The organism is Spirulina sp. LEGE 11439 (assembly GCF_059821285.1).
The window spans coordinates 38,136-59,905 of the sequence record NZ_JCAMRX010000040.1; the positions used below are offsets into that span (position 1 = coordinate 38,136).

Below are 21,770 nucleotides of genomic sequence, written 5' to 3' on the forward strand. Positions count from 1 at the left end.
TCGTTGTTGGCTATTAGTTCGTTGTTGGTTTTTCACCGATCGCCATTACAGATTTGCTCATTGTTCATTGAAAAAATGCTTTTAAAGATTTCGCGGGCGATCGATAGATTAAATCGATGGATCGGCCAGCTAACTTATGGGTTAGTTTTGATAATGGTTATTGTTGGGGTTTGGAATGTCGTTGCTACTAATTTAGGGCGCTTCTTCGGGCAATCTTTAACCTCTAATGCCTTCTTAGAAATACAATGGTATCTTTTCGCCATTGTATTTCTTCTGGGTGCGCCTTATACTCTGCTCCAAAATGGTCACGTCCGCGTCGATATTTTCTATAAAGATTGGAGTCGAAAGAGGAAAGCATGGGTCAATTTTTTAGGAACACTTTTATTTTTAATTCCTTTTTCTGGACTCACGATTTATTTTTCATGGAAAACTGTCTTAAATTCATGGAAAATTCTGGAAATGTCTCCAGATCCAAGTGGTTTACCGCGCTATCCGATTAAATCCATGATTATTATTTGTTTTATCTTATTGATATTACAGGGAATTTCTGAAGCCATTAAAAATTGGGACATTATTCAGAACTGCGATCGCAGGACAGAAGGATAAGATCGATTCGCAATTCTTAATTCATAAAATCAACCTAGAAGGAGAATAAAAAATGGGACTAGATTGGCTGGGACCGTTAATGTTTGCAGGGGCGTTATTCCTCTTATCGTTTGGCTATCCTGTTGCCTTTTCTTTAGGAGGAGTTGCCATTATTTTTGGCACGATCGGTATAGCGCTAGGAGAATTTAACCCGTCATTAATGAATGCTATGCCTCAGCGTATTTTTACCATTATGTCCAATTATACCTTGTTGGCAATTCCTTATTTTATTTTCCTCGGTTCGATGTTGGAAAAAACAGGAATTGCCGAAAGATTGTTAGAAACGATGGGGATTCTCTTTGGGCGACTGCGAGGAGGATTAGCATTAGCCGTGATTATTGTTGGCGCATTACTGGCAGCTTCTACGGGAGTTGTTGCCGCAACAGTCGTCGCGATGGGACTCATTTCTCTCCCAATTATGTTGCGCTATGGTTATAACAAAGAATTAGCAACCGGGGTCATTGTTGCGTCAGGAACATTAGGGCAAATTATCCCCCCGAGTGTGGTTTTGGTAGTGTTAGGAGATCAACTAGGCGTTCCTGTTGGGGATTTATTTATAGGTTCTTTAATTCCCGGTCTTTTAATGTCGGGAGCCTTTGCATTATACGTTATTATTGTTTCTTTTCTCAAGCCTAAAATTGCCCCACCTTTACCACCTGAAGTGCGAGAAATTGGGAGAAAAGCGTTAACACAACAGGTCATTCGCGTGATGATCCCGCCTCTATTACTGATTGTTTTAGTGTTAGGAAGTATCTTTTTTGGCTTTGCAACGCCGACGGAAGCGGGTGCGGTGGGTTCATTCGGTGCGATCGCCCTTGCTTTTGCCAACCGTCAGTTAAGTTGGTCTGCACTGCGTCAAGTCTGCGATTCTACCCTGAGAATCAGTAGTATGGTGATCTTAATTTTAATCGGTTCCACTGCGTTTAGTTTGGTTTTTCGAGGACTGCATGGCGATCGCTTTATGTTCGATCTTCTCTCCAATTTACCGGGAGGGACGGCAGGATTTTTGCTGGTGAATATGTTAGTTGTGTTTATTTTGGGTTTCTTTATTGATTTCTTTGAGATTGCTTTTATTATTATTCCTATTTTTGCCCCAGTTGCCCAAGCATTAGGATTAGATTTATTATGGTATGGGGTTATTTTGGGGGCAAATTTACAAACCTCTTTTTTAACTCCTCCTTTTGGGTTTGCACTGTTTTTCCTGCGTGGGGTTGCACCAAAAGAAGTGAAAACAGAAGACATTTATCGCGGCGCAATTCCTTTTATTGTTCTTCAGTTGTGCGTTTTGCTCTTAATTATTCTCTTTCCTGCATTGGTGACATTTTTACCGTCCTTGAGTAGTTAAGGCTGCGATCGTATTTATACTCTATTGAAAGAGAGTAATTTTGCAGAATATGGCGTAAAAATATGGGACTGGAAATAAGCGATCTCGGATTGTCATGATAGCAAAATTAATTTTGATGATTCTCTCGTAGAATAATTGCTTCTGCTTGACTCGGGGTGAGAGAAAGTCTTATTCTCAGACTGGGCATATTTTTGTCATACTTGACTCATTCTGAGTGCAAATTAGATATTATGAGAGGCGATCGTAAATTTTATTTGATAGATTAAGGTAAATGAGAAAAATTGTTACATTTCTTTGCGCTCTAATTTTGACTTTTTGCCTTGCATATTCAGGAGAGAGAATCTCTTTGCGTGAGTTCTTTGCTCCTTCAATTGCAAATGCTAGCACGATTAAATCTGTAAAAAGTTTACCTCCATCTCTCGTAAAAAAAGGAATCAAAGAGTTAAGTAAAGTAGATGTTGTTAAATCAATCAGTTCTTTGATCGATCCCAGTTTTCGAGTAGCAGAATTGGCACTGATTCCAACACTTGCACCTACTCTAAACTTGGGTCAAAACGTTTCACTTTCTAGTTTCAACTTCTCTCCAAAATTTGTTCCTTTTGTACAACTCCTTGGCATTAATTTTAACTTCTTCTTTGATATTGAAGAACTTAACTTAAGCCTGATTACAGTCAATAATATAAACAAAAGCGAAGCGATTAAGCAAAAATCTTTGGATATATACAAACAAGGATTAAAAGATTTACAGAATAAAGAATATGCAAAAGCTGTTGATAAATTCAGTCAGACATTAAGCAAATATCAAGATTTTGCTGAGGCATATACTCGTCGTGGCCGCGCCTATAGTCAACTTGGACGCTTACAATTAGCGTTAACTGATTACAAGAGAGCAATTGTCGTAGAACCCAGATTAGCAGAAGATGCTAATTTGTATGTCGATCCATTCATTGGACGAGGAGAAGTTTGGATCAAATTGGCAGAGAAAGTTAAATCGCCATTGAACGATCCGCGAAGAAAGCAATATTATCAAGCAGCTTTAGATGATTTTACTACAGCAATTCAGCGAAATTCTGAATTATCTGTTGCTTATTTAGGTCGTGCAGCTATTCATTTAAGTTTGGGGAACTATCAAAAAGCTCTTTCCGATTTAAACATTACCTTACAAAAAACGATAAACGATCCGGCTGCTTTTTTGATACGAGGTTCAATTCAAGGAGAACTCGGTTATTATCAAGAAGCAGTCCAAGATTTCACTAAAATCATTGATAATGAGAAAGCAAAATATTATCTAACAGAAGCCTCTTATAAAAGAGGATTAGCTTATCTCAACTTAGGAAAATATCAAGAAGCAATTCAAGATTTCGATCGCGTTATTAAAAGCGATCGCGATTATCCTGAAATTTATTACAATCGCGGTTTAGCTTATGGATTTCTGGATGATGAGAAAAAAGCATTGAAAGATTATGAGAAAGAAATCAAGCAAAATCCTAATTTTACAGAGGTCTATTATCAGAGAGGATTAATTTATGAACAACAAGGAAAATTTAAAGATGCGATCGTGAATTTTTCGACGACGATTGAACAAGATGAAAATTATGCAGAGGCATATGTATCTCGTGGATTATCTCATCTTAATTTAGGGAAAGAAAATGATGAGATGAATGAATATACTTTAGCTCTAGAGGATTATACTAAAGCAATAGAACTCAATAATAATCTGAGGGAAATTTATTTAAAAAGAGGTGAAGTGAAGTATTTGCGTGCAGATTATTTTGATGCCATTGTAGATTACGATCGCGCTATCGAATTCAATATTAAATCTATTGAATCCTATCTAGGACGAGGAAAATCTTATTATGCGTTGGGATATTATGAAAATGCGATCGCCGATTTTAATAAGGCATTAGTATTGTCTCCGAAAGATAGCAGGATTCATTTTGAACTCGCAAAATCTTTGTATCAGCTTAAAGAATATGATAGCGGAATCCAAGAATTTAACATAGCGCTCTCTTTAAATCCTCAATACGAAGAAAAAAAAGATGAAGTAATACAATTCGAAATATTTAAGCTCGGAAAAACTCTTACAAAATTGAACAACATTTACTCCTTAGTAACGAATTCTTCAGGTCGATTCTTAGTAACAGGAAATTCAAAAGAGACAATCATAATTTGGGATTTAGAAAATCTATATAACGTAAAAAATCTAGGTTACAAACATTTATTTGAAAACGATGCAATCACATCAATTACTTTGAGTAAGGATGATCGACTTATCGCTAGTGGAAATAAAAAAGGGACGATAAGAGTTTGGGATGTAGAAACAAAACAGGAAATTTCAGTAGATTCTCAATCTCATTCTGATTGGGTTATGACATTAGCTTTTAGTCCAGACGATCGAGTTTTAGCAAGTGGAGGACATGACAAAACCATTCAATTATGGAATTGGAGAAATGGAGTCATTACAAACTTACCACAGCAATCGAACTATATTAAAGCGCTGATATTTACTCCGAATGGTGAATTTTTAATTAGTGCTGGATGCGACAATAAAATCAAATTTTGGGACTGGAGACTAGGAAAATTAATCAAAACTTTGGAAGCACATCGAGAATGTATTCGATCGCTGGCATTGAGTCCAGATGGTAATCTATTAGCAAGTGCAAGTGAAGATCGAACGATTCAACTTTGGGACTGGAGAACAGGAGAAAAACTGAAAACATTACGAGGTCACAGCGATCGCGTCACTTCAGTTGCTTTTAGTCCAGACAATCAATTTTTAGCTAGTGGAAGCGACGATCGCACTGTCAAAATATGGTCGTTAGATATAGAAGAAGCGATCGCAACGTTAAAAGGACATTCCTCTTATGTTGAATCGGTTGCTTTTGGTTTACAGGGTCGAATTCTAGCGAGTGCGGGATATGATGGAACAATTAATCTTTGGAAGATTCCGAAATAAACGAAATAGTGGAAACTATGATTAAAAATCAATTAGAATATCAGGCTACTCAAGAATGGGTGAACAAATTTAAACAGTCTATTGAGATCATGGATCGGGAAAAAGAGAAAAGTGATCGCGATCTGCAAAAATGGCAACTCAATCGAGATGCACTACAATGCCAGATTGAGCAATTACAGCTAGAAATCGGTGAATATGAGAGCTTGAAAAATTGTCATCATACCCAACCCATTAAAATCTCAATTGAAAGTTTAGCCAAACTTCCCGATATCTTGATCAAAGCACGAATAGCGGCAAGTTTGAGTCAAGAAGAATTGGCAGAACAATTACAACTTGAACCAGAGTATATTTATGATTATGAAAAAAATAATTATCAATCTGCCAGTTTTTTAGAAATTTTGGAAGTTGCAACAGTCTTGGGTATATCTTTAGAAACGGCAGTCGTAAGGGTCGATTTTGATGAAATTAAAACAGTACAACTTTCTGCTCAATGTTGAGAGTTTTTATTTTAACATTTTTGTACTTCCTGCAATAAAAGCGGTAACTTGTTTTTGAGTACCCCGATCGCAGGACAAGGCCGCTTATTCTGCAAATTATCCGCCGATTGTCCGTTAAAAACACTCCAGCGAAAAGGACCTTTTTTTGCCGCAGACATCCAGAGTAGGCGTTTTGCCCGCGTCATGGCCACATAAAGTAAGCGATATTCTTCCGCTTTTTTTAACTGATTTGCTTCTTCCCACGCTGACAAAGGTGGCGAAAAAGATGTAATTTTATCTCGTTCTCCTAATGACTCTAAATGGGTATTATGAACCGCCGTGCGGATTTGCGCCCGGGCAACTTCATCTAAGGTAAAATCCCCTAAAAACTTACTGGCTGTCGGTACCCAAGGAGACCCCGGAATGATATCCTCGTGTAGGAAAGGAATAAAAACATAATCCCAATCTAATCCCTTAGCTTTGTGCATCGTAATAATCGTTAATTGACCCGATCGCACATACAAATCGTCGGATTCTTCTTGCACTCCTTCAAAGCGTTCGGAAGCAACAATTTCTTGCAAAGTTTCAATAATCGCTTTCAGGGATTTATTACCAATAGTTTGTTTAAAAACCCTCTCAGCTAACTTCTGCACCGTTGCCAATTCCGATCCCGTATATTTCATCGTCATGCCTAAAAAAGAAATGAGATGATAGGCTGGTAATTCTAAACGGGCGCGAAGAAGATTGCTACAGTAACGCCTTGCGTTTTTAACCTGCTGTTTTTGAGGCGGATCGAGAGGCGTGGGATAGAGGAATTGTTCTGGAGAAGTCGCTAACGCATTGAGATCTTGCGTAGCGATGAGTTGGCGCTGTTCGAGGATTTCTAACGCCCCTTTGAGATTGTCTGGAGAATGGGGACGATCTAAAAATGCCAGTAATTTCAGCATTTCTTCAGGGATACGGGAATGTCTTTCCATTTCTCCCACTTCATAGATTTGAAAATCCCGATCTTTTTGTAAAGGCATCAGTTTTTCGGCAAGGAAACGGGCCTGACGATTTTCTCTGACTAAAATGGCGGCGTTATGTTTGGGGTTTTTAGCAAATAAAGCGATCGCTCTTTTGCCAATTTCTTCTACAGTTTGATAAATATCATCGGGCGTATAAATTTCCACCCCTTTTCCCGTGGCGATCGGGTTTGCATCCAGTTGAGGATCCCCCAGATCGACGGGGCGAATATCTTGTTTTCTAAAAGGAAGCAGCAAATTATCTTGTTTTTTCTCTTCTTTCCTGTTTTCCAACCACAATCGATTTGTCCAATGCAAAACAAAGTTCGCCGCTTGTAAAATAATGGGGCTGCTGCGTCCGGATCGATCCATTGTGGCTAAATTTCCTTCTTTTTGGCACAAATCGCAAAAATGATTGAAATAAAGGGGATCGGCTGGGGTAAACGTCGAGTTAATCGCTTGGTTGGGATCGCCAACGCGGACGAGATTGATTTGTGACGAGGTCGGAGAAGTCGCGAGAATTTGTAGTAATTTCGTCTGTAAGGGGGTCGAATCCTGCGCTTCGTCTTCAAACACCGCAAAGACTTGTTTCTGCCATAATTGGCGAATTGCTGGGCGTTCTAAGACGCGTAAAGCAGCCAGAATCATGTCATCGTAGTCGATGAAATCTCGCGATCGCATAATCTTCTCGTATTCGTCGTAAATCCCCGCAGCAACGGCTAAAGTTGCGTAAGGGTCGTCTAATTCTTCACTCACTCGCCACAAATCCTCGGGCAGAAAACCCGAACTTTTCGCCTCGTGAATAACCGTACTGGCTAAATTGGGCAAAACCTCCGTTCGCAATACCGACTGACGGCGCAATCTTTCTGTTTCTTCCCCATCAAAACTCATACCTTCGAGGAGTTTTTGATAGCGGGGAAAATTCTTGCCGATCCACTGTTCTACGGCACCTTTTAACAGCCGATGGCTTTGGTTCGGTGTAATTACCGTAGAGGTCTCTAACTTCAACCCCGAGGCTTCTGGGTGACGCGAGGCGATATGTAATGCTAACCCGTGCAAAGTCTGCACCACAAAACTCCCTTGGGGTAATTGCAGTTTTTGCAGATTTTCCCGAATTTTGTTTTTGATACTGGCCGCCGCAGAACGAGTAAAGGTGACGGCGATTAGTTGTTTGCGGGGATGGAGTTGATGGCGCACGATCGCGATCGCAGCCCCTACCGCCATGCTATGAGATTTTCCCGCCCCCGGTACCGCAGAAATTGCCAATTCTCCCCCTTCCCATTCGGCGAGGTTGCGCTGTCCGGGTCGCAAACCGTTACACAGATCGTGTAAAACTTGTTTTTGCTGTTCCTTCATTCGTTATCTCGCTCACCAGTCATTCGTCTCTTGATAATACAAAAATACGAGGCGGTTGAGAGAGATGCGATCGCACTCCCATCGCAAGAGATTGGGCAATCAATTCAACAGATTTAACCGCTTGCCAACAATCTTAAGTTTTTGTTAAGAAAACCTAACAGAAAAACCTCATGCGATCGATTCTTGCGTTGGCGATCGCGTTTTTCGTTTTAACAGTCCAATTGAAAAGGATTGATATATAAAGGTAACTTATTTTCTAATTAGAAAAGTAAAGAATGCAAAATATAGTGATTCAGATCACGATTTTAACTGAGAACAGATCACTTTCTCAATGGCAGATCCAGAAGAATATAATAATACTTTCAATTGGTAATAAAAGCAGTGGAAACTCCTAGAGTGATTCGTCGTCTAGTTGAAAAAGCCCTTTATGTTAGACGTTTAACCCCTGATATTGAAAACCAAATTAATGCCGAACTCACCCGCTTGGGTCATATTTCTGATGTCGATTACGAAGCATTAGAATTACTCATGTATGAAATGGATGCAGGGCGAGTCCAACTGGTCGCCAGCCCTTGAGTTAGTGAATGGTGAGCAGTGAACAGTGAGCAATGAGCAATGAGCAGTGAACAATATATTATTTGAAATTGTTATTTTTCATTCTGTGTTTTCTGTTCTTCGTGCCAAACTTGTTTAATAAATTGATTGAGACGCGATCGCGCAGTTTCAACAGTTTCAGAGGTCTCTAATTCTTGTGGTTCTAATGTAGAAAGAAAAGGAATAACGTCCGTATCGAGAGCGGGTGCAAAGGCTTGGATCGGCCAAACAAGGTCGGAAGCCAAACGCAAATCGTAAACTTGTGGAGAAAGGGAATGTGCATCTACTGCTAATAATAAGGGACGCACCCAACATATTTGCCGATCGGGAATTTCTTGAACGACTTCTGCATACAGACAACTATTTTGATGGGCTAAATAAACAATTTGCTGGGGTTGAAAGCGAGAAGGAGAGAATTTATCGGGAAGAATGCGATCGCTCATCACAATAAAGAATTATCAACAGGTCGGTTGGACAAGGCGAATGGCGGTGCGTATTCCCCCGATCTTAATTATCAATTTAGGGTTCGGAAACGACTAACTCTCGGAAGCGAATCGTATCTAAACGAGGATCGGCGCTGCTGACTTGAACTTCAAAGCGATCGCCCAAGGCCACGGCTCGAGAAACGCGATGGGGTAATTCCAAGCCCAAATCTTCCAAGAGAATCAAGCATAATCGGTCGTCTTCACGCAACCAACGCAAGACTAATACTTGCCAAACTTCTTCCGTATTGCGACGCAAATATTCTAACCCCCAATAGCGATTGGTTTGACGTTCTACTTGGGTGGCTTCGTAGGCGGAAGCCGTGACGCTAAACATAATACTCTGTAACTCTTCCCCGGTGAGGGGCAAAGCCTCCCCGCGTAAATGTGCTTTAAGCTGAAAATGAGCCAATAAATCCGTATAGCGGCGAATGGGAGAAGTCACTTGGGTATAGGTATCGAGTCCCAACCCAGCATGGCGAGAGGGAGTAATTCCCATTTCGCTGCGAGGCATACACCGTCGCATGGCACTGAAACGCACCGGGCCGGCTGGTAATTGCAAAAGCTCTTCTTCTGGGGGTAATTCTGGCTGAGGCTGTCCTCGAAAGGGTAAGGGAAGATTGCGATCTTTGGCATAGCGTCCCGCCACTTCCCCTGCTAAAATCATCATTTCTGCCACCAGTTGACGAGAGAGAGCATCGTCTAAAAGCTCGATCGCGATCTCGTCCTCTCCTTTAACTTTAATAGAAGATTCCGGCATCCGAATATCGATCGCCCCGCGAGACTTGCGCCATTGTTGTCTCAGCAAAGCAGCTTCGGCCAAACGGGCGATTTCTGGTTCCGCCTTGACTCCCAACTCCAGCATCTCATCGACATCATCATAGGTGAGACGATAGGTCGGTTTAATCCAACTGGCATGAATGCTATAGGTTTGCGGGGCTCCTGTTTCGTCTAAAATGACGGCAAAACTCAGCGCCGCGCATTGTTGACCCTGTACCAAACTCATCGGACCGGCCGCGAGTTCTTTGGGAAACATGGGGATCGTCCCGGTGGGTAAATACAAACTGGTACTGCGTCGGCGTGCTTCGAGATCCAATTCGTCTCCCAATGAGACTAAGCGAGTGGGATCGGCGATATGAATCCATAACTTATACTGATTTTCCCCGTCGATCGCTTCCACACTTAACCCGTCGTCAATTTCTTCGGTTGCTTCATCATCAATGGTGTAAACCTTCAGATGCGTGAGATCGAGGCGATCGCGATCGATATCCTCGGGGGGGGAGGTTAAACGCCCTCGGGCCACTGCGAGGACGGGTTGAGAAAATTGCACGGGATAAGCACTCCGCCGAAGGAATAAGTTTTCGTGAACCGACCATCGACCCAACTCTACTAATAGTTTAAAAGCTGCTTCGGAAGTTGGGGAGCGATCGAGCATTTCGAGGATTTCTTTTGCCGATCGATGGGTTTGCTCGGGTTGAAGGACAAATTTTTCGAGAGATTCCAAACGAAGGCGATCGCGATCGGGCCATTTTAGGGATTCCCCGGTGAGTGCCTGTTTGAGTCGTTCTAAAAATTCTTCGCGATCGCGCTGTTTTTGTTCTTGAACGGCAATTTGGTGTTTAATCTCTTCAACTTGACTGCTGGGGCGAGGTTCGTAGAGATCGGCTTTGCGTTTAAAATACATTTTATCGTCTGCTAACAGCACATAGGCTGCATAGCAAACTGTTGGGGTATCTTCTGAGTAAAGCAGTTGCGCCAAATCTGCCGGAGTCACGCCTTCTCTTTCTTCTATCAATAACTCCCACGCGACTTCTAAGTTAGCCGGATCGAGATAAGGTGCGATGGACTCGAGAAAAGCAGGGATCTCTGTTGCTTCATAGCCTTTGGCAATTTCGTACTCGATCCGTTGGGGTTTGAGGGAGTGAGACTGACCCTTTTCGTCCACAAATATCCAATTTTTTTTCCCTTCAGGACGCTCTGCGACGGCTAGCCGACGTTCTCCGTGCAACCTGAATTCGATCAGCGTTCCTTTGTCCACCCGCTCCTTATTTCTCCCATAAATTGCTTTTCTTATCTTACAGGCAACAGGCAACAGGGGTTCGAGTTTTATGGGTTGTTGCGATCGCATTTTTCCCCATGTTAACGCGGTGATTGATAAGCTAATAATATCTGGGACAAACTGGCACGATCTCACTCTCCCGGTCTCTCAAACACTATGCAGCCCGATCGCCTTGCTCCGAAAAAATTTCCTCGCGTTCCTTTTGAACGACGTTTTTATGCCTTTACGATCGATTTAACGGTGACATGGCTACTGAGTTCTTTTGCGGGAAAGGGTGCCGTCCAAGCGATCGTCTTTTTCTTGGTTTGGCTGCTTTTGCGGGTGGTGGTGGTGGATAAAAATGAAGGTCAGAGTTTGGGATCTTGGTGCATGGATATCAAGGTGTTGAATCTCCGCTTTCGCAAGGTGCCGGATATCTTTGAACTGGCTAAGCGCGAGGGCATTGTGGGGGGACTGGCGATGTTTGCTTCTATTGGTTTCAATTTGTTCTTTCTCAACCCGTTTACGACTTTGCTGTTGGTTTCGCCTTTGATTGTCGATTGTGCGATCGCCTATGCTGATGATGACTGGAATCAAGCCTTTCACGATCGCCTCACGGGGACGGTGATGGTACAAACCAAGCGGGGATATTCTCTCGATATTCGTTTGCGAAGATTGCTTGCAGATCTGCGCTATCGTATGCGAAAATGAGAAGTTGCGTTAAAAATATTAGACACGAATGGAATTTCTTAAATTATGGCAAGCAAAAAGGGCGCTAGGATCATCATTACTTTAGAGTGTACGGAATGTCGCACGAACCCCGATAAGCGATCGAAAGGGGTTTCTCGCTATACGACTATGAAAAACCGTCGCAATACCACCGGACGGATGGAATTGAAGAAGTTCTGCACTCATTGCAATAAGCATACCGTCCACAAAGAAATCAAATAATTGATTCGTGCCTGTAAAAATTAGTTAACCGTTAATTAATTATTCGTCAACCATTCGTCAACCATTAGGATAACCGAGAAAACATGGCTTATTACCGCAAGCGCCTTTCCCCTATTAAACCGGGCGATCCCATCGATTATAAGGATATTGAATTACTTCGCAAGTTCATCACCGAACGCGGAAAAGTACTTCCCCGTCGCATTACCAATTTAACGGCGAAACAACAACGGGATTTAACTTTAGCGATTAAGCGTGCTAGATATATGGCACTTTTACCTTATATCAATATTGAAAGCTAGGTTCATTTCCTTTATTTTATCTGAGAAGCGATCGCACTTTGGCGATCGCTTTTTATGATGGGGGGATTTTATCTCTTTTTTCTCAATGAATACACGACAATTGAGGTGATTAAAGCAAAGAAAATGCCGCTTAGCACACTCAAGGACAGCGCAATGACAGGACGATTAATTAAGGATTTAGGAATAGGCAAATAGTCAATGACTGTTGCTACAGTTTGCCATTCTTCAATCTGTTGCGGTACAAACGAGGAAACGGCTGAGGCGGTGATAGATGCAGATCCTAAGCCAATTCCGATGATTCCGACTAATTCTTGAAAGTTGCGATCGCGTTGAGATTGTCTGGTTTCAACAATTCCTCGAATGGTGTTGAGAAGTGTATCGATCATTTCGATACCTGCACTCAAACTATCATAATCATGTTCGATTTGATCTTCATAAATTGATGTGCCATTGTTGGTAAATGATTTTAATAAAGGAGTGAGGTTTGTGTCACCGATCTCGGCTTTGAGAGTCTTTATCTTTTGTCCTTCTTTTTCTAACCATTTAATATTTTCCGAATAGTTTCGCATATTAATTCTAATAGTATTGAGTTGTCCTTTTAGTTCTTTGATTTGATAAACATATTCTGAAAAAGGTTCAATTTTGCTTTCTAAATGATTTTGCAGTTGTTTTAACGTTGGTTTACTTTTGACAAGTTGGATCGCTTCTCGAATTTCTCCAAATTTAACGGTTAGTTCTCGTTTTATGCGTCGCGTTTGAATATAAGCGTATAAGATTTTATTGCGATGGGCAAATGCTAACATCCAATAGTCATAAAGTTCTCCCAATATATCAGTGAATCCGGCAATTTTGTCAACTGTACTCGGATAGATTGCGATCGCAATATGATGATTATTTTTCATGCTATCCCAGCGCTGGGGAGGGATCCAAATCTCATATAGATTTGCACCTAAGAATTTTAAATTTTCTTTTTGTCGCGTACAATTTTCTCGCCAATAATACTCAATATCATCATCATTTGTTAATGTATCTGAGATAAATTCTCTATAGATAGCTTTAGCGATCGCATCAGATTTTTCAGGATATTCTGTTTGACAAGACAACAACCATGTTTTTCCTACATTTCCTTCAATTGTTTTGGGGGATGGGGAGGAAATTGAATGACCCGGCTTAGAAACTTCTGCTTTGAGTCGTTTAAAATAATCGATCGCAATATTTTTCTCATTGAGTTCTAGTTCGAGTAAAACTCCATAAATATCGCCCATGAGTACGGGAAAGTAATAACCTTCAATGTTCTGCAAATCTGGCGATCGAATAAAACCATTCTCGATTGAGTAAATTGAATCTTGATATCTTGCTAGATTAAGTAGTTCGGTATATTTTGGATTCGGGGCTTCTTCTTCGCGATTTAAGGCAATTTCTAATTGTTCTTGGAGACGAGGAAAAGGAAAGTTTTTTAAAAATTCTTGTTTTCGTTTTTGTTGTGTTTCTGGGTTGTCTCCTAATCCTTGACGAATATTAAAGAAAAAGAGATCGAGAGTCAAGTTACTGATTTTATATGTCATTTCATTGGTAAAGGTAGGATAATTAAAGGAATTACATCGCTCTATTCTTCTTTTTTCCTTTTCTTGGCTTCCTCAACAGGATCTTTACTGGTTAAGGAAGGGATGATCAAGTTGGTCAATTGCTGGTTAAGATGAGTGTTTAAATTCTCGGATCGTTTGCGTCGAGGAAGTTCTTGAGGTTCGTAGTCTCTCTGCAAGTTGATGCAGGTTTGTTCGTAAAGTTCCTTGAGAGGATTGTATTCGTGGGCGATTTCTTCTAAGGTGGAAATGGAGTCAATCGAGTTGTGCTGTAAATCGCGACCGACTTGATTGATTTTGGTAACGAGAGAAGCGGGTAAAGGGTCATTGAATTGGCTCAATGCAGAGATAAAGGCTTGGAGAATTTGGCGATCGAGGGGATCGAGGTTGGCGATCGAAGTTGCGTTCATGGTTGAATTTGTTAATGAATTCCAGTGAGGATAAAAGCAGCCCAATAATAAGGATTTTGATAGGGAGGAGTGAATTCTATTTTAGCTAAGTCTGTTTCTCGTCGGGCTTCTCTTGCTAAGAAACGTTGCAATTTCTCGGGGCGATCGGTTTTTAAAAACCTGTTGGCGAGGTCGCGATACCAATCGGCGATATCCTGATGAGTGGCTTGTTTGAGCCAGTTTTGGGCGTTTTTCAAGGCTTGGGGAGGATCTTGGGTTTGTTGGTAGTAGTCGTAAAATTTGCTTAAAAGGAGTCCTGTCGCGCGTTCTTCTACTGTCCAGAGGGTACTGAGAATATAGTTTGCACCCATTTTTAAAAAGCCACTGACTAATCCGACATATTCATCAATGAGGTTTTGTTGGCTGGTGATTCCGGTTTCGCAAGCGGAGAGACAAATGAGGAAATAATTGCTCAATTTTAAGGTTTCGTTGTGGAAGATATCTTCTAGGGTAAATTCTTGGTCGTTGGCGAGAATGAGGGCAGATTGTAGGGGATTATTGATATTATGGTAGGCGTGGCCGGTAAAGTGGAATATGCCTTGATTATTGGCAACTGCATCGATGATTTGTGGGTGGGTGACTTGTTCTCCTCGATAGGTTTTGTGATGAGGAAAGAAGAGATTGAGGGTTTCTGCTTCGAGGAAGGCGAAAGGGAGTTCGTTGGCTTGTTCGATGTTCAGGAGAAACGGTAAAGGTATTGGTTTTTTGTTGTCTTGATTATTGCGATTATTACTGAGATTGTTTTGCAGGTAATGACCAATTCTCGCACTGGGAAGATGGGTGACAATATAATTATTAAAGAGTTTATGGAGGGGAAGTAAATGGAGTTGACGATGAGGAATAAGGATGACGCGCTCTATTCCTTGAAGATGAGGCGCTAGTTCTGTAATATTGAGAATATTGTAGAGTTGTCTTAATCTCGATTCCATATCTCGAAACCAAGGTGTTAATTTTCTTTCATCGGGGGTCTTTTGTTTTTGTGGATCGTAAGTTTCATAAGCATTTTGCCATTTTTTTAACCATTCTTCAAAGCGTTGGAGTTGTTCTAAAGCAGGGGGATAGGGTTTGGTGGGAGAACGCCAAAAAGCAAAGCCTCGATCTTGTTTGATGTTCTTTGATTCGGGATAGGGAAGAGTGATGGGATTTTGGTTATATTTGAGGATAAAGGTTGTAATTGCAACGGGACTGATATGCCAGTAAATCAGGGCTGTTTTCGGTTGGAGGAGTTGTTTAATATCTGAGTAGGTGGTTTGGGGAAGGCTATCAATCCAACCTTTTTGCAGCCAGTGGAGACAAGTATTTTTTCGTTGTTCGGCGATGTTGAGGGCTTCGATGATATCTTTGGGGTTGGTAGAGTTGGCTTTGCGATCGAGTTGGAGTTGATAGAATAGGGCAAACGCTCGTGCAGAATTAACAGAATTGAATTTTTCTCGAACTTCCGTATCCTGTAGAATTCTTTCGAGTAGTTGAGATATTTGTTCGATACGCTGTTGAAATGTTTGTTTATCGTCGAGGTAATGACAAAGTTTTATGAGTTGTTGTAAGACTATAATATATTTCTCTGGAGACTCAGTAAAAGAAAAAGAATCAAGAGTTTTATTGCATAAATTCTTGGCTTTGAGCAAATAAGGGAAAGGGTTTCGATGACGTTGAACAATGTGATACCAATTTTGCCAAATTAGTTCTTCGCTAAGTTCAATTTCTAGAGCTTTGTCTAAACTTGAGATAGCCTTTTCATATTGTTTGAGAAAGTAAAAGCATCTACCTCGATTTAACCAAGGAGCGTAATAATCAGATTTGAGTTTTATAGCTTCATCATAACTATCAATTGCTTCTTCATATTTTTCTAACTTAGACAACACGATTCCTTGATTATACCAAACCAAGTGATAATCAGGTTTAATTTTTAGGACTCTCTTGTAACTATCAATTGCTTCTTTATATTTTTCTAACTTAGATAATGAAATTCCTCGTTCATGCCAAGAAAAGTAATAATTAGGTTTAATTTCTATAGCTTCATCATAACTATCAATTGCTTCTTCATATTTTTCTAAATAAAATAATGAAATTCCTCGATTATGCCAAGTTACGTAAGAGTTCGATTTGATTTTTATGGCTCGATCATAACTAGAAATTGCCTCTTCATATCTCTCTAGTTGAGCTAAGGTCATGCCTCTACCTCGCCAATCTTCATCATTTTGTGGTTCAATCAATATAGCCTGCTCAAAATTTGCTTTGGCTTGCTCATCTTGGTCAAGTTGTTTATAAACAAAACCTTGCAATCCTAAAGCTAAAGGATATTCTGGCTTAATCTCTAGAGCTAGGTTGCAATATTGAATACAGTCCTCATATTTCTCCAAATGAAAATAAGTCACACCGCACAAATACAACACCTCAGCATTATCCGGTGCTTCCTTGCAAGCGGCTTGAAATATCTCCAATGCACCTGCATAGTCCCCCCGATCGCAGCGATCGCGTCCCGCAGCCAACCGAGTTTCTAAATCTTCTGGTCCCATAATTTCAGGCAAAGTTACTCCAAGTTCCTCCCAATTATGCCGCAAAAGTTTTGTGAGTGGAAGAACATCAACCCGTAACAAATTTAAAATAACGTCAGTTCGGTTTAAAGAATACTCCTTTGATTAGTTAGAGATAATCTATTTCGATTGCTAACTTTATTTGGGAGAAGTTCTTCTGGGGGACTAGCCCCCCAGACCCCCCAATGGGGTCGCAAGCGCCGCCCCCATGCCCCCCGCGCATGCTCCGCTTGCCCAGCAAGTTCAGTGAATTTTTACGGGTGTTGATACGTTCTAAAGCCTAGTTTCTCGAAGATTTAGGGTTTTAGCTTAACTCGAACTCAGGTTAAAATAGTATCGGTAAAATAGAGGAACCAATTCCGCCAAGAATGTTGAGTAAATCAATTCCTAGTCCACTTCCACTGGTAGGATTGTTTTGATGTTTAACATACTTCACAAACTCTTCTACAGCTTGTACCCCTTGCTCATTGCCCTGTTGCTCAAATAATTGAGCCGCAATTTGTACATCTCGCATTGCTCCCATTTCATCCGTTAAACGATATAACATAAACCCCCGCCCCAAATAAGCGACGGCAAATTGAGGATTTACTTGCAAGGCTTGATTATAATATTCGATCGCACCAACATAATTGTTACGATTGGCTTCTGCTATTCCTCGCGCATAAAGAGATTCTACGCTCTCTCTCGAGTAAGGCAAACCAACCGTACCTTGGATATAAGCTCCATCAAAGCGCGTCCCCGAGAAATTTGCTCCCGTTAAATAAGCATTTCGCAAATCGGCTCCGGCAAAAATCGTTCCCACTAAAATCGCACCGGACAAATTAGCACCATTAAGAGAAGCTCCACTTAAGTTAGCTCCACTTAAGTTAGCTCTACTTAAGTTAGCTTGGCTGAGATTAGCAAAACGTAAATCTGCCCCGCGTAGATCGACTCCTTGTAAATCCGACAAAATTAAACTGGAATTCCTCAAATCGCATTGAACGCATTCTTTACGAGAAAGAAGTTGACGAATAGCTTGTAAATTTTCGGCTTTTGCGGGAGTTGCAACAGAAAAGGTTGCGATCGCGAGGGAAATGGCGATCGCAAAAGCTGACGGATGCGCTGATTTTTTCATGGTGGGCGATCGGTGCGAGATTTCTCCTATCTTATCGACAATCGAGGGGGATGAGATCGTCAATAAAGCGCAACAATCAGCCTTTTCCCGAACAGGAAAGCGATCGCAAGCATTTTACCCGCGATCGATTTTGTTTTTATCGTCTTAATTGAACATCAGTTCGGGTTAAGAAATATTCTTGGATTAGCCAGAGATTAAGTTGTTTTGATTGTTAACTTGACTGGGAGAAGTTCTTCTGGGGGACTAGCCCCCCAGACCCCCCAATGGGGTCGCAAGCGCCGCCCCCATGCCCCCCGCGCATGCTCCGCTTACCCAGCAAGTTCAGTGAATTTTTACGGGGGTTGACACGCTCTAAGGTTTAGTTTTGCAAGGATTTAGGGTTTTGGCTTAACCCGAACTCAGGTTAATTGAGTTTTAAAAGTTTTTTGAGTTCTTCCCCGGTACTAAACCCATCCGCTTTAGTCAAAGTGCCGATCGCTTCTCGATCTTGGTTGATACAGCCGGCTTGCTGGGCATACTGACAGACTCGGGCGTAAAGGCGGGCGCGGGTTCCGGGCTTGCCAGAGGAAAAATAGACTTTATCGTCTGGGGTAATCGCAACGTGACAAACCGGGCAAGTTTGGCGATTGTCTGGGTTGGTGTTTGCTGTCATCAATCATTCACTCCTCAATTGAGAGACCGAGTTGGATGCGAATTCATTCTAACGTTTTATTGCAATTGCTTGACTTTTTGCGTGTAAAATAATACATAATCTCAAATTCAATTAAACTGGCTCTCAGAGAGAATTCAGGGAATGGCCTTAAATTGTGAAGCGATCGCCTTCCTCTCTTACGGTCTTAACAATGACTGCCAGCACCTTTAATCTATCCCCCATTACTTTTATCGAGGGAGAAACCCCAACAGATGCCCGCGTTACAAGGTTCAACGAAATTTTAGTCATTATCCCCGTTTGTAACGAAGAAGCCACCATCGCGAAGGTGATTGGCAAATTACAAGCGATCGGGTTGAGTCACATTCGCGTGGTGGATAATGGCAGCCGCGATCGCAGTGCAGAGATTGCCCGATCTGCGGAGGCTGAGGTGGTTAGCGAGCCGATACCGGGGTACGGACGCGCCTGCTGGCGGGGATTACAGGATATTCCCCGAGAAATTAAATGGATTTTGTTCTGCGATGGGGATGGGAGTGATGCGATCGAAGAATTACCGCGATTTTTTGCTTGTTGCGATCGCTACGATTTCATTCTCGGCGATCGGGGGGCAACAAAACAAGGACGCGAAAATCTCACCCCCGTACAGCATTTTGGCAATCAATTGGCGACGTTTCTCATTCAACTCGGTTGGGGCTATGGTTATCGAGATTTGGGACCCTTGCGCCTCATTCGCAAATCGGCTTTAGAAGCGATACAAATGCAGGATCGGGGCTTTGGTTGGACGGTAGAAATGCAGGTGAAAGCGATCGAACATCAATTGCAGATTTGCGAACTCCCTGTGAATTATTATCCCCGACAAGGCGGGCGATCGAAGATTTCCGGGACGATTTCGGGCAGTTTTAAAGCCGGGACGATTATTCTCAGTACCTTGGGAAAATTATTTTTAGAACGAATGAATCCCCCTCAAGTTTTTCTCCTTTGGGCAAGCGTATTATTATTAGCGATCGGTACTGTTTTGATTCTCCCCTATGGCGATTTTCTCCAAGTGGAAGCCGTGCCAAAATTTTGGGCAGGAATTGGGGTAATGAGTGCGGGTTTTGTTCTCTCTTGGGGATTGCGATCGCTGAAATTAACATGGTTTTGGGGAGTTGCGATCGCCTTGCGCCTCCTCTTACTATTTATGTATCCGGGGGATGATATTTGGCGGTATTTATGGGAAGGATATCTGCAAAATATCGGTTTTAGTCCTTACGATCTCGCACCAGAAGCAGCCGAATTGATTCCCTATCGAACGGATTGGTGGGAACTCATTAATTTAAAACATTTTTCGGCAATTTATCCCCCGATTACTCAATATGGTTTTCGGATTCTGGCGGCAATTTCTCCCAGTGTTATTATTTTTAAATTAGGATTTATTGTTTCAGACTTACTCATCTGTTGGTTACTGAGTCGCAAATTTGGTTATCTTAAAACTCTCCTTTATGCTTGGAATCCCTTAATATTATATTCTTTTGCTGGCGGCGGTCATTATGATAGTTGGTTTATTTTACCTCTGGTCGCCGCTTGGTTATTATTTGACGCAAATTCAAGTCAGAAAAATTATCTAGGGACAGCACTGTTATTGGGATTGAGTATTGCGATTAAATGGACTTCTCTCCCGATTTTGAGTTTTGTTGTTTGGCAGGCATTACAACGAGAAGGAATCAAAAAAGCGATCGCAGTTCTCGGATGTGGTTTTCTCCCTTTAATTGTTGCGGGGATTCCCTTTTGTTTTGGCGATCGCTGTCCCTTATTACCCTACAGTGCTGGCAATGCCGATTTTGTCATTCACGGTCGCAGTGCGGAATTTTTGCCCTATTTTTTACAAAAATGGGGATTTCCCCTTGCAGATAACTCGAGTTTAGCCCTTCCTCTTCTTGCGATCGGATTGGTGATGTTATGGAAAATCAAAAACTTTCGCGTTTTTACAGAAACCTACTTTTTTACATTATTTATCTTTTCGCCCATTATTCATGCTTGGTATTTTAGCTGGCTTGTTCCTTTTGCCGTCGCCAGCCGTAATTTAGGCACAAAACTGATTAGCATGAGTGTATTTATTTATTTTATTTTGCAATATCGTGCGGCTTTAGAAATTTATGATTGGTGGATGAATGAACCTCAACGGCTATTTTTATGGCTGCCTTTTATCGGTGGATGGATTTGGAGTACAATTGCTACAAATTTAAGCGATCGCCAATCTGAAAATAAAGAAAAGAAAGCTGCGATCGTTTCTGGGAAAATGTAAATGATTCAAACAGTAAAAGCACACCGAACTGAGATTGCACCCCTTTACCCCTGCGATTATTAAAATTATGAGTAGAAGTAGAGAAAGGCGATCGCATTTCTGGCTTTTTTGAGATTTGAGGGGTGCGATCGCTTTTCTCAAGCTCTTCTACATTCAAAACTAAAGTTCTGATAGGATATAAAGATAAGTTTTCATAAACTAAAGCGCGATCGAGCATGAAAATAAAAGTTATTGTTTGGCAAGAGGATAATCTTTGGTGTGCAACTGTTCCCGCTTTACCGGGTTGCCATACATGGGGAGAAAACTACGATCATTTAATGGAAATGGTTAAAGAAGCGATCGAGGGATGGTTGGAGGTTGCGAATGAGAAAGCGTTACCGACTGGCGATCGGCAATTGGTGGAGATTTCTATATGAAATCAATTTCAGGCAAAAAATTATGCAAGATTTTAGAAAAATATGGCTGGATCTTGGCCAGAATCAAAGGAAGTCACCACATTTATACGAGAGAAGACGATCCTACAATTATTGTTGTCCCCGTACATGGAAATAAAGATTTACCCATAGGAACTTTAAAAGGGATTCTCAAAGATGCTGATAACTGAAGATGATATTTAGATGCGATCGCGTTTCTGGCTTTTTTGAGATTGGAGAGATGCGATCGCTTTTCTCAAGCTCTTCTATCCTCAAAACTGAATTTCTGATACGATATTAAAGATAAATTTTTATAAACTGGATCTCGCCAAAATCAAAGAAATGATTGTATTTAGTTGAATTCAATTCTATAGCGTTTCTCAAATAGATGGAGTACAGTAAAATCAGCTTATAGCAAAAGGTTTCAGATTTTCAGGTGTACCTCGCCAAATCAAGAAACGCTATATATCAAATATCACCTCATCTCAAAGTTGAAAAATAGCAAGAGCAACATCGATTAATAAGTGTTCATGATTATTTATTTCGGGTCTACCGAAGTTGTTGTGCTAAAAAGAGATAAATAGTACAGTAAAAATGA

At 41.3% G+C, this 21,770-nt stretch carries 19 protein-coding genes and 1 pseudogene; 11 read left to right on the forward strand and 9 right to left on the reverse strand.

What is annotated here, in order from left to right; all coding sequences use genetic code 11:
- The first annotated feature begins 75 nt into the window (after window positions 1–75).
- The 4 genes from AC6RV6_RS21770 (at window position 76) to AC6RV6_RS21785 (ending at window position 5,443) form a co-directional block, all read left to right on the forward strand.
- Complete coding sequence (locus AC6RV6_RS21770; RefSeq protein ID WP_500242983.1) at window positions 76–606, forward strand: TRAP transporter small permease subunit; 531 nt, start codon at window positions 76–78, stop codon at window positions 604–606.
- Between the two features lie 52 nt (window positions 607–658).
- On the forward strand, window positions 659–1,990 hold the full coding sequence (locus AC6RV6_RS21775) for a TRAP transporter large permease (protein ID WP_500242984.1): 1,332 nt from the start codon (window positions 659–661) through the stop codon (window positions 1,988–1,990).
- Window positions 1,991–2,336: 346 nt separating this feature from the next.
- On the forward strand, window positions 2,337–4,946 hold the full coding sequence (locus AC6RV6_RS21780) for a tetratricopeptide repeat protein (RefSeq protein ID WP_500242985.1): 2,610 nt from the start codon (window positions 2,337–2,339) through the stop codon (window positions 4,944–4,946).
- Window positions 4,947–4,963: 17 nt separating this feature from the next.
- Window positions 4,964–5,443: a helix-turn-helix transcriptional regulator gene (locus AC6RV6_RS21785; protein WP_500242986.1), complete on the forward strand. Its 480-nt coding sequence runs from the start codon at window positions 4,964–4,966 to the stop codon at window positions 5,441–5,443.
- Between the two features lie 11 nt (window positions 5,444–5,454).
- On the opposite strand, the gene AC6RV6_RS21790 is transcribed toward AC6RV6_RS21785, so the two are convergent.
- Window positions 5,455–7,782, reverse strand: coding sequence for an ATP-dependent helicase (locus AC6RV6_RS21790; RefSeq protein WP_500242987.1), 2,328 nt, complete (start codon window positions 7,780–7,782; stop codon window positions 5,455–5,457).
- A 381-nt stretch (window positions 7,783–8,163) separates the two neighbouring features.
- On the opposite strand from AC6RV6_RS21790, the gene AC6RV6_RS21795 reads away from it, so the two are divergent.
- Window positions 8,164–8,358: a hypothetical protein gene (locus AC6RV6_RS21795; protein WP_500242988.1), complete on the forward strand. Its 195-nt coding sequence runs from the start codon at window positions 8,164–8,166 to the stop codon at window positions 8,356–8,358.
- A gap of 71 nt (window positions 8,359–8,429) precedes the next feature.
- On the opposite strand, the gene AC6RV6_RS21800 is transcribed toward AC6RV6_RS21795, so the two are convergent.
- Window positions 8,430–8,819 (reverse strand): hypothetical protein, encoded by a 390-nt coding sequence (locus AC6RV6_RS21800; protein WP_500242989.1) that lies wholly within the window; start codon window positions 8,817–8,819, stop codon window positions 8,430–8,432.
- A gap of 76 nt (window positions 8,820–8,895) precedes the next feature.
- Window positions 8,896–10,896, reverse strand: coding sequence for a ribonuclease catalytic domain-containing protein (locus AC6RV6_RS21805; protein WP_500243001.1), 2,001 nt, complete (start codon window positions 10,894–10,896; stop codon window positions 8,896–8,898).
- A gap of 177 nt (window positions 10,897–11,073) precedes the next feature.
- On the opposite strand from AC6RV6_RS21805, the gene AC6RV6_RS21810 reads away from it, so the two are divergent.
- From AC6RV6_RS21810 to rpsR, 3 genes are all read left to right on the forward strand, one after another.
- Window positions 11,074–11,607 (forward strand): RDD family protein, encoded by a 534-nt coding sequence (locus tag AC6RV6_RS21810; protein WP_500242990.1) that lies wholly within the window; start codon window positions 11,074–11,076, stop codon window positions 11,605–11,607.
- Between the two features lie 45 nt (window positions 11,608–11,652).
- Window positions 11,653–11,847 (forward strand): 50S ribosomal protein L33, encoded by a 195-nt coding sequence (rpmG, locus tag AC6RV6_RS21815; protein ID WP_500242991.1) that lies wholly within the window; start codon window positions 11,653–11,655, stop codon window positions 11,845–11,847.
- Between the two features lie 83 nt (window positions 11,848–11,930).
- Window positions 11,931–12,146 carry a 30S ribosomal protein S18 gene (gene rpsR / locus AC6RV6_RS21820; protein ID WP_500242992.1) on the forward strand — a complete coding sequence of 72 codons (216 nt, stop codon included), beginning with the start codon at window positions 11,931–11,933 and terminating at the stop codon, window positions 12,144–12,146.
- A gap of 68 nt (window positions 12,147–12,214) precedes the next feature.
- On the opposite strand, the gene AC6RV6_RS21825 is transcribed toward rpsR, so the two are convergent.
- The 5 genes from AC6RV6_RS21825 to nblD all read right to left on the reverse strand — a co-directional run bounded on the left by AC6RV6_RS21825 (window position 12,215) and on the right by nblD (window position 18,478).
- A complete protein-coding gene (locus AC6RV6_RS21825; protein ID WP_500242993.1) occupies window positions 12,215–13,711 on the reverse strand; it encodes a hypothetical protein in 1,497 nt (498 codons plus the stop codon).
- Between the two features lie 41 nt (window positions 13,712–13,752).
- Window positions 13,753–14,139 carry a hypothetical protein gene (locus AC6RV6_RS21830; protein WP_500242994.1) on the reverse strand — a complete coding sequence of 129 codons (387 nt, stop codon included), beginning with the start codon at window positions 14,137–14,139 and terminating at the stop codon, window positions 13,753–13,755.
- A gap of 11 nt (window positions 14,140–14,150) precedes the next feature.
- Entirely contained in the window at window positions 14,151–16,694 is a 2,544-nt protein-coding gene (locus AC6RV6_RS21835) for a CHAT domain-containing protein (RefSeq protein WP_500242995.1), read from the reverse strand.
- 343 nt (window positions 16,695–17,037) lie between these two features.
- On the reverse strand, window positions 17,038–17,826 hold the full coding sequence (locus AC6RV6_RS21840) for a pentapeptide repeat-containing protein (protein ID WP_500242996.1): 789 nt from the start codon (window positions 17,824–17,826) through the stop codon (window positions 17,038–17,040).
- Between the two features lie 403 nt (window positions 17,827–18,229).
- Window positions 18,230–18,478 carry an NblD family protein gene (gene nblD, locus AC6RV6_RS21845; protein WP_500242997.1) on the reverse strand — a complete coding sequence of 83 codons (249 nt, stop codon included), beginning with the start codon at window positions 18,476–18,478 and terminating at the stop codon, window positions 18,230–18,232.
- A gap of 190 nt (window positions 18,479–18,668) precedes the next feature.
- Between nblD and AC6RV6_RS21850 the strand changes: the two genes are divergently transcribed.
- A complete protein-coding gene (locus AC6RV6_RS21850; RefSeq protein ID WP_500242998.1) occupies window positions 18,669–20,759 on the forward strand; it encodes a glycosyltransferase family 2 protein in 2,091 nt (696 codons plus the stop codon).
- Here the strand turns inward: AC6RV6_RS21850 and AC6RV6_RS21855 are convergent.
- Complete coding sequence (locus AC6RV6_RS21855; RefSeq protein WP_500242999.1) at window positions 20,689–20,976, reverse strand: hypothetical protein; 288 nt, start codon at window positions 20,974–20,976, stop codon at window positions 20,689–20,691. The genes AC6RV6_RS21850 and AC6RV6_RS21855 overlap by 71 nt on opposite strands.
- Between AC6RV6_RS21855 and AC6RV6_RS21860 the strand changes: the two genes are divergently transcribed.
- Both AC6RV6_RS21860 and AC6RV6_RS21865 read left to right on the forward strand, forming a co-directional pair.
- Window positions 20,975–21,175, forward strand: a complete 201-nt coding sequence (locus AC6RV6_RS21860) for a type II toxin-antitoxin system HicB family antitoxin (protein WP_500243000.1) — start codon at window positions 20,975–20,977, stop codon at window positions 21,173–21,175. The two genes, AC6RV6_RS21855 and AC6RV6_RS21860, sit on opposite strands and share 2 nt — an antisense overlap.
- Window positions 21,172–21,376, forward strand: a pseudogene (locus AC6RV6_RS21865) (type II toxin-antitoxin system HicA family toxin). The gene AC6RV6_RS21860 and the pseudogene AC6RV6_RS21865 overlap by 4 nt, the downstream one beginning before the upstream one ends.
- The last annotated feature ends 394 nt before the right edge of the window (window positions 21,377–21,770 follow it).

Coding starts and splice junctions, on each gene's coding strand:
- AC6RV6_RS21770 (WP_500242983.1), top strand. CDS start 76: ATGCTTTTAAAGATTTCGCGGGCGATCGATAGATTAAATCGATGGATC.
- AC6RV6_RS21775 (WP_500242984.1), top strand. CDS start 659: ATGGGACTAGATTGGCTGGGACCGTTAATGTTTGCAGGGGCGTTATTC.
- AC6RV6_RS21785 (WP_500242986.1), top strand. CDS start 4,964: ATGATTAAAAATCAATTAGAATATCAGGCTACTCAAGAATGGGTGAAC.
- AC6RV6_RS21790 (WP_500242987.1), bottom strand. CDS start 7,782: ATGAAGGAACAGCAAAAACAAGTTTTACACGATCTGTGTAACGGTTTG.
- AC6RV6_RS21800 (WP_500242989.1), bottom strand. CDS start 8,819: ATGAGCGATCGCATTCTTCCCGATAAATTCTCTCCTTCTCGCTTTCAA.
- AC6RV6_RS21810 (WP_500242990.1), top strand. CDS start 11,074: ATGCAGCCCGATCGCCTTGCTCCGAAAAAATTTCCTCGCGTTCCTTTT.
- rpmG (WP_500242991.1), top strand. CDS start 11,653: ATGGCAAGCAAAAAGGGCGCTAGGATCATCATTACTTTAGAGTGTACG.
- rpsR (WP_500242992.1), top strand. CDS start 11,931: ATGGCTTATTACCGCAAGCGCCTTTCCCCTATTAAACCGGGCGATCCC.
- AC6RV6_RS21825 (WP_500242993.1), bottom strand. CDS start 13,711: ATGACATATAAAATCAGTAACTTGACTCTCGATCTCTTTTTCTTTAAT.
- AC6RV6_RS21830 (WP_500242994.1), bottom strand. CDS start 14,139: ATGAACGCAACTTCGATCGCCAACCTCGATCCCCTCGATCGCCAAATT.
- AC6RV6_RS21835 (WP_500242995.1), bottom strand. CDS start 16,694: ATGGGACCAGAAGATTTAGAAACTCGGTTGGCTGCGGGACGCGATCGC.
- AC6RV6_RS21840 (WP_500242996.1), bottom strand. CDS start 17,826: ATGAAAAAATCAGCGCATCCGTCAGCTTTTGCGATCGCCATTTCCCTC.
- nblD (WP_500242997.1), bottom strand. CDS start 18,478: ATGACAGCAAACACCAACCCAGACAATCGCCAAACTTGCCCGGTTTGT.
- AC6RV6_RS21850 (WP_500242998.1), top strand. CDS start 18,669: ATGACTGCCAGCACCTTTAATCTATCCCCCATTACTTTTATCGAGGGA.
- AC6RV6_RS21860 (WP_500243000.1), top strand. CDS start 20,975: ATGAAAATAAAAGTTATTGTTTGGCAAGAGGATAATCTTTGGTGTGCA.
- AC6RV6_RS21855 (WP_500242999.1), bottom strand. CDS start 20,976: ATGCTCGATCGCGCTTTAGTTTATGAAAACTTATCTTTATATCCTATC.